The sequence below is a fragment of the Streptomyces sparsogenes genome (assembly GCF_001704635.1).
In the GTDB taxonomy this organism is placed as follows: Bacteria; Actinomycetota; Actinomycetes; order Streptomycetales; family Streptomycetaceae; genus Streptomyces; species Streptomyces sparsogenes.
The window spans coordinates 109,273-116,522 of sequence record NZ_MAXF01000084.1; the positions used below are offsets into that span (position 1 = coordinate 109,273).

A 7,250-nucleotide genomic window follows, 5' to 3' on the forward strand; every position below is an offset into this window, starting at 1 on the left:
CGGCCCCGCGGGCGCGGGACGGAGACGGGAGAAGCCGTGGACTTCGATTTCGGACCGGACGACGAACGCTTTCGCACCCGCGCCCGCGACTGGCTCGGCGAGCACGCCAACGGATCGGCGGACCGCCGCGCCTGGGAGCGGCAGCTGGGCGCCGACGGCTGGATCGGGCTCGGCTGGGACCGTACGCACGGCACCTACGGCAACCGGCCCGCCACCCTGACCCAGCAGGTCGTCTGGGCCGAGGAGTACGCCCGTGCCGGGGCCCCCGCCCGGCTCGGCCACATTGGCGAGAACCTCCTCGCCCCGACCCTGCTCGCCCACGGTGACGACGCCCAGCGCGCCCGCTTCCTGCCCCCCGTGGCCCGTGGCGAGGAGCTGTGGTGCCAGGGCTACAGCGAGCCCGGGGCCGGATCGGACCTCGCCGGGGTGCGGACCCGCGCCGTCCGCGACCCGGGCGACGGCACCTACCGCGTCACCGGACAGAAGATCTGGACCTCCCTGGCCCACGAGGCCGACTGGTGCTTCGTCCTGGCGCGCACCGAGGAAGACTCACACCGCCATCACGGTCTCTCCTTTCTTCTCGTACCGATGGACCAGCCCGGCCGGGTCGAGGTGCGCCCGATCCGGCAGCTGACCGGTGACGCCGAGTTCAACGAGGTCTTCTTCGACGGCGCGGTGGCACGCGCCGAACACCTCGTCGGCGGCGCCGGCCAGGGCTGGCGCGTCGCCATGGGTCTGCTCGCCACGGAGCGCGGCGTCTCCACCCTCGCCCAGCAGATCGGCTTCGCCCGGGAGCTCGACCGGGTCGTGCGGCTGGCCCTGCGCACCGGTGCCGCCGCCGACCCCGTGCTGCGCGATCGGCTCACCCGTCAGTGGGCCGAGCTGAAGACCATGCGCTGGAACGCGCTGCGGACCCTGGGCGGGGCGCAGGACCCCGGCGCGCCCAGCGTCGCCAAGCTGCTGTGGGGCGGCTGGCACCAGCGGCTTGGTGAACTGGCCGTGCGGGTGAGGGGCGCCGCGGCCGCGCTCGGTCCCGAGCGGTGGACCGCCGACCGGCCGTACGCACTCGACGACGCGCAGCGCCTCTTCCTCTTCTCCCGCGCCGACACCATCTACGGCGGCTCGGACGAGATCCAGCGGAACATCATCGCCGAGCGCGTTCTCAACCTCCCTAAGGAATCACGCGGATGAACACGGACGGGCCGAAGACGGACAGCGCGCCCGCGCGAGCGGGGCGGGGACGGGCGGCGCAGGAGCGGGCGGGGCAGGGCCGGGCGGCGTACGGGCACTGGATCGGCGGCGGCTGGCGGCGGCCAGGACCGGGCCACTATCCGGTCACCAACCCCGCCACCGAGCAGACCGTCGGCCACGCCCCGGAGGCCGACGCGGCCGACGTCGACGCCGCCGTGAGCGCGGCACGGGACGCCTACGAGGGGTGGGCGCGCACCGCCCCCCGTGAGCGCGCCGCCGTGCTCGACCGCGCCGCCGCCCTGATCGCCGAACACGCCCCCGACCTGGTCCCGCTCGCCCAGGCCGAGACCGGTGCGACCCTGCGCGTCGCCAGGGCCATGCAGGTGCCCCCGGCCGCCGACCGCTTCCGCAGGTACGCGCGCGGCGCCGTCGAGCCCGACACGGTCCCGCTCGCTCCCGTGCCCGTGGCCGCCACGCCGCTGGCTCCCGGCGGGCTCATCGGCGCGGCCGCGATCCGCCGCCCCATGGGTGTGGTGGGCTGTATCACCTCCTACAACTTCCCCCTCGCCAACCTCGCGGGCAAGGTCGCCCCGGCCCTGGCGATGGGAAATACGGTCGTTGCCAAACCGGCCCCGCAGGACCCCCTGTGCTGTTTGGAACTCGGCCCCCTGCTGAAGGAGGCCGGGCTCCCGGACGGTGTCTTCAATGTCGTCACCGGGTCGGGCGCGGCCACGGGCGAGGCACTCGTGGCGCACCCCGGTGTCGACATGGTCAGCTTCACCGGCTCCACCGCCGTGGGAAGGAAGATCGCCGAATCCGCAGGCCACTCGATGAAGCGCACCCTGATGGAGCTCGGGGGCAAGGGCGCGGCCATCGTCCTTGGGGACGCCGACGAGTCGGTGATCAAGTCGGCGGTCGGGGCGGTCGGTTCGACCTGGTCCTTCCACAGCGGGCAGATCTGCACGGCGCCGACCCGCGTGCTCGTCCATCGATCGCTGTACGAGAAGGTCATCGCCGCACTCACACGGTATGCGAGATCGCTGACGGTCGGGGACCCTGTGGATAACTCCACGATCGTCGGCCCGCTGATCTCCGCGGCCCAGCGCGACCGCGTCGAGGCGTACCTCGCCGGCGCCCGTGAGCAGGGCGCCCGGATCGTGGTGGGCGGCGAACGGCCCGCCGCCGAGCCCGGCTTCTATGTCGCCCCCGCCCTGATCACCGACGCGACCCCCGACATGACCGTCGCGCAGGAGGAGATCTTCGGCCCGGTCGTCGTCGCCCTCCCCTTCGATGACGAGGACGAGGCGGTCCGCATCGCCTGCTCCACCCCGTACGGCCTGTACGACTACGTCTTCAGCGCCGACGCGGGCCGCGCCTGGGCCCTCGCCGCCCGCCTGCGCAGCGGCAACGTCGGCATCAACACCGCCCAGCGCCACCCCGAGACGCCGTTCGGCGGCTTCAAGCACAGCGGGGTGGGGCGCGACGGCGGCTCGTTCGGCCTGCACGCGTACAGCGAACTCCAGTCGCTGGTCTGGGCTTCGTGAGACCGGCCCGGCCCGGGTGCCAGAAGCGGGGCCGGACGAGGGACGGGAAGGGGAGTGTGAAGCGGTGATGAGAGGCGTCATCTTCGACGGCACCGAGCCACGGGCGGTCGACGACCTGGAGATCCGGGAGCCCGGCCCCGGCGAGGTGCTGGTCTCCGTCGCCGCCGCCGGGCTGTGCCACAGCGACCTGTCCGTCCTCGACGGCACGATCCCCTTCCCCGTGCCCGTCGTGCTCGGCCACGAGGGCGCGGGCACGGTGGCGGCGGTCGGCTCCGGCGTCACCCACGTCGCCCCCGGCGACCATGTCGCCCTGTCCACCATCGCCAACTGCGGGACCTGCGCAGACTGCCACCGCGGCCGCCCCACCATGTGCCGCAAGGCGATCGGCAGGCCCGGCCGGCCGTTCAGCCGCGGCGGGCGGCCGCTGTTCAACTTCGCCTCGAACTCCGCCTTCGCCGAGCGGACGCTGGTCAAGGCGGTGCAGGCTGTCAAGATTCCCGAGGACCTCCCGCTCACCTCGGCCGCCCTCATCGGCTGCGGCGTGCTCACCGGCGTCGGCGCCGTGCTCAACCGCGCCCGGGTCGACCGCGGCGAGTCGGTCGTCGTCATCGGCACCGGCGGGATCGGCCTCAATGTGCTGCAGGGCGCCAGGATCGCCGGGGCCGCGCCGATCGTCGCCGTCGACTCCAACCCCGCGAAGGAGTCCCTGGCCAGGGAGTTCGGCGCCACGCACTTCGTCTCCTCGGCGACCGCCGCGCGGGAGGTCCTGCCCTCGGGCGCCGACCACGCCTTCGAGTGCGTCGGCAGCACCCGGCTCATCCGCGAGGCCGTCGACCTGCTCGACCGGCACGGCCAGGCGGTGCTGCTCGGCGTGCCGCCCGCCGACGCCGAAGCGTCCTTCCTCGTCTCCTCCCTGTATCTGGACAAGGCGATCCTGGGCTGCCGCTACGGCTCGGCCCGGCCGCAGCGCGACATCGCCCTGTACGCCGACCTCTACCGCCGGGGCCGACTGCTGCTGGACGAACTGGTCACCCGCACCTACCCCGTCGAGGACTTCCCGAAGGCCGCCGACGACGCGCGGGCGGGCCGGGTGGCCCGGGCCGTGCTCACGTTCTGACGGGCTGCCCGTCGACGCGGATGCCGGCCGTGACGCGGAAGGTGCGCCGGTAGGCGGTGGGGGAGACGCCGAGCGCCGCCTGCAGGTGCTGCCGCATCGACGCGGCCGTGCCGAAGCCCGCGTCCCGCGCCACCTGGTCCACCGACAGGTCGGTGCGCTCCAGCAGGTGTCTGGCCCGCTCCACGCGCTGCTGGACGAGCCACTGCCCGGGGCTGAGCCCGACCTCCTCGCGGAAGCGGCGGGTGAAGGTCCGTACGCTCATCGACTCCTGGTCGGCCAGTTCGCGCAGCGAGATGGGGTGCTCCAGGCGGCTCAGGGCCCAGGCGCGGGCCGCCGTCGTGGTCGCCTGCTGCGGCTCGGGGAGCGGGCGCTCGATGTACTGCGCCTGGCCGCCGTCGCGGTACGGCGGCACCAGGCTGCGTCGGGCGACCTCGTTGGCGACGGCCGCGCCGTGATCGCGCCGCACCACGTGCAGGCACAGGTCGATGCCCGAGGCGACGCCGGCGGAGGTGAGCACGTCGCCGTCGTCGACGAACAGTACGTCCGGGTCGACCGCGATGGAGGGGAAGAGCTCCCGGAAGTGGGCGACGCTGTGCCAGTGGGTGGTGGCGGGGCGGCCGTCGAGCAGCCCGGCGGCCGCGAGCACATAGCCGCCGGTGCAGATGGAGATCCAGCGGACGCCGGGCCGGGCGTGGGCCAGCGCGGCGGCCAGCTCGGGGGTGAGCCTGCCCTCCGTATGGACCGGCCCCAGTTCGTACGAGGCGGGCACGACGATGGTGTCGGCGTCGGCCAGCGCCTCGGGGCCCTGCTCGACGACGATCGGGAAGTCGGCGTCCGTCGGCACCTTGCCGGGCCGGGGCGTACAGCTGAACACCTCGTAGAGCCGGTGCCCCTCGGAGCGGGCCTTGCCGAAGATCCTGAAGGGGATGCCCAGCTCGAAGGGGATCACGCCGGGCAGGGCGAACACGGCGACGCGATGGCGCCCCGCGGGCTTCCCGGACGCGGACTCCGCGGGCGCGGGCTTCCCGGGCGCCGGTTTCCCGCACGCGGGGTCCGCGGCGGCGGGCTTTCGGTCTGCGCCGGGCCTTCGGCGGGCCTCGGGCATCGGGCCTCCACAGCTGGCCTGGGGAGTGTCGTGGCCCGATCCTAGCGAATGCTGTCCTTCGGGCCACTCGTACGGACCGGGCGGGGCCCCGATGCTGATCCGGTGACGCAGACAACCGAACTTCCAGGGACTCCAGGACAGGACGAGCGGCCCGTTCCACCCCGGCGGCAGCCGAGGATCCACCGGGCGTGGTGGGTGGCCGCCGTCACCTTTGTGACGATCGTCGGCGCGGCCGGCTTCGCTTCGCTGCCCGGTCTGCTGATCGACCCCCTGCACGAGGAATTCGGCTGGTCACGGGGGCTGATCGGGTTCGCGGTATCCGTGAATCTCGCGCTCTATGGGCTCACCGCTCCCTTCGCCGCCGCCCTTATGGACCGCTTCGGCATCCGTAAGGTCGTCGCCTGCGCGCTCACGGTGATCGCCGCGGGTGCGGCGCTCACGGTCTTCATGACCGCCGCCTGGCAACTCATCCTCTGCTGGGGCGTCCTGGTGGGCATCGGCAGCGGCTCCATGGCGCTGGCCTTCGCCGCGACCGTCACCAACCGGTGGTTCGTCCAGCGGCGCGGCCTGGTCACCGGCATCCTCACGGCGGGAGGCGCCTCCGGTCAGCTGGTGTTCCTGCCGGCCCTGTCGTGGATCGTGGAGCACCACCACTGGCGCCCGGCCGCGGTCACGGTGGCGGTCGCCGCGTTCGCCGTCGTGCCCTTCGTCTGGCTGCTGCTGCGCGACCACCCGGCCGATGTGGGCCTGGCCGCGTACGGGGCCGAGGGGCCGCCCACCCCGAAGCCCGCCCCGCGGCGGGGCGCGGCCCGCCGGGCGATCACCGCCCTGGTCTCGGCCGCGCGCACCGGACCGTTCTGGCTGCTGGCCGGGACCTTCGCGATCTGCGGCGCCTCCACCAACGGCCTGGTCAAGACCCACTTCGTGCCCGCCGCGCACGACCACCACATGCCGGTGACGGTCGCCGCGAGTCTGCTCGCCGTCATCGGGATCTTCGACATCGTGGGCACGGTGGCCTCCGGCTGGCTCACCGACCGCTTCGACGCGCGGCGGCTGCTCGCCGTCTATTACGCGCTGCGCGGGCTGTCGCTGATGTTCCTGCCGCTCCTGCTCGCGGACAGCGTGCGGCCCCCGATGATCTTCTTCATCGTCTTCTACGGACTCGACTGGGTCGCGACCGTGCCGCCCACCATCGCCCTGTGCCGCGAGCACTACGGCGAGGACAGCGCGATCGTCTTCGGGTGGGTGCTGGCCTCCCACCAGGTGGGCGCGGGGCTGGTGGCCTTCGTCGGCGGGGTGGTGCGGGACGCCTTCGGGTCGTACGACATGGTCTGGTACGGGGCGGGCGCGCTGTGCGCGATGGCCGCGCTGATGGCCCTGGTGATCCGGCGGGAGCGGGAGGAAGTCCCCCGGGTCGCCTAGATGAGTGAGTCCGATGTTTGTGCTGGCCGCAACCATGGCGAAGGGCGCCCGTTGGCTCGTGTGTGACTACCAGCCTGGACGCCCTTCTGGCGGCACTGTACGTGTTCATCGACGACCATGTGGCCCCCCGTCGTCGGATCGGGCGACCCCCGAAACTGACGGACGCCGAACTGCTGTGCCTCGCGGTCGCCCAGGTTCTGCTCGGCTTCCCCTCGGCCAGGCACTGGATCCGCTTCGCTCACGCCCGGCTGGGGCACCTTTTCCGCTACCTGCCCCAGCAGTCCGCCTACAACAAGCGCCTCAACGCCGCCGGACCGCTGATCAGCCATGTGATCGAGGCCCTGGCCCGGCAGGTGCCCACCTGGCACGATGCCCTGCGGCTGATCGACTCCACCCCACTGCCCTGCGCGGCCTCCCGGGAGACCGTCAAACGCTCCGGCCTGGCCGGACACTGCGGATACGGCTACTGCCGCAGCCACTCCCGCTTCTTCTGGGGCTTCCGGCTCTACCTGGTCACCACCGCCGAGGGCATGCCCGTCACCTGGTGCCTGGCCAATCCGAAACTCGGGGAACGGGAGGTGATGGCCGCGCTGCTGGAACGCGACCACCGCCTCGTCCGGGCCGGGCAGGTGATCCTGGCCGACAAGGGCTTCGCCGGGAAGGAGTTCGAGGCGTTCCTGACGGAACGGCTCGGTGTTCACCTGGTGCGGCCGGACCGCAAGGACGAGCCCGTCCGGCACGGGAAGATCGTCCGTGTCCGCCAGTGGATCGAGGCCGTCATCGACACCCTCAAGGGCCAGCTCAGCCTGGAACAGCACGGCGGCAGAACACCGGCCGGAGTCTTCGCCCGCACCGGACAACGACTCCTCGC

At 73.0% G+C, this 7,250-nt stretch carries 6 protein-coding genes; 5 read left to right on the forward strand and 1 reads right to left on the reverse strand.

Translation table 11 applies throughout. From position 1 onward, the window contains the following. Positions 1 to 36 precede the first annotated feature (36 nt). The 3 genes from BBH68_RS16670 (at position 37) to BBH68_RS16680 (ending at position 3,852) form a co-directional block, all read left to right on the forward strand. Positions 37 to 1,191, forward strand: a complete 1,155-nt coding sequence (locus BBH68_RS16670; RefSeq protein WP_065963159.1) for an acyl-CoA dehydrogenase family protein — start codon at positions 37 to 39, stop codon at positions 1,189 to 1,191. After that, positions 1,188 to 2,735 (forward strand): aldehyde dehydrogenase family protein, encoded by a 1,548-nt coding sequence (locus tag BBH68_RS16675; RefSeq protein ID WP_245738082.1) that lies wholly within the window; start codon positions 1,188 to 1,190, stop codon positions 2,733 to 2,735. Before BBH68_RS16670 ends, BBH68_RS16675 begins: the two co-directional genes overlap by 4 nt. Before the next feature lie 67 nt (positions 2,736 to 2,802). After that, the gene (locus BBH68_RS16680) at positions 2,803 to 3,852 is read left to right on the forward strand and encodes a Zn-dependent alcohol dehydrogenase (protein ID WP_065963161.1); all 1,050 of its coding nucleotides are present in this window, start codon (positions 2,803 to 2,805) and stop codon (positions 3,850 to 3,852) included. Here BBH68_RS16680 and BBH68_RS16685 read toward each other — a convergent pair. Then, positions 3,842 to 4,957 carry a GlxA family transcriptional regulator gene (locus BBH68_RS16685; protein WP_079151021.1) on the reverse strand — a complete coding sequence of 372 codons (1,116 nt, stop codon included), beginning with the start codon at positions 4,955 to 4,957 and terminating at the stop codon, positions 3,842 to 3,844. The two genes, BBH68_RS16680 and BBH68_RS16685, sit on opposite strands and share 11 nt — an antisense overlap. Before the next feature lie 48 nt (positions 4,958 to 5,005). On the opposite strand from BBH68_RS16685, the gene BBH68_RS16690 reads away from it, so the two are divergent. Together BBH68_RS16690 and BBH68_RS16695 are read left to right on the forward strand one after the other, a co-directional pair. Next, positions 5,006 to 6,379 (forward strand): MFS transporter, encoded by a 1,374-nt coding sequence (locus tag BBH68_RS16690; RefSeq protein ID WP_065963166.1) that lies wholly within the window; start codon positions 5,006 to 5,008, stop codon positions 6,377 to 6,379. Between the two features lie 62 nt (positions 6,380 to 6,441). Beyond that, on the forward strand, positions 6,442 to 7,250 hold an 809-nt coding region (locus BBH68_RS16695; protein ID WP_065963167.1), incomplete at its 3' end, for an IS982 family transposase.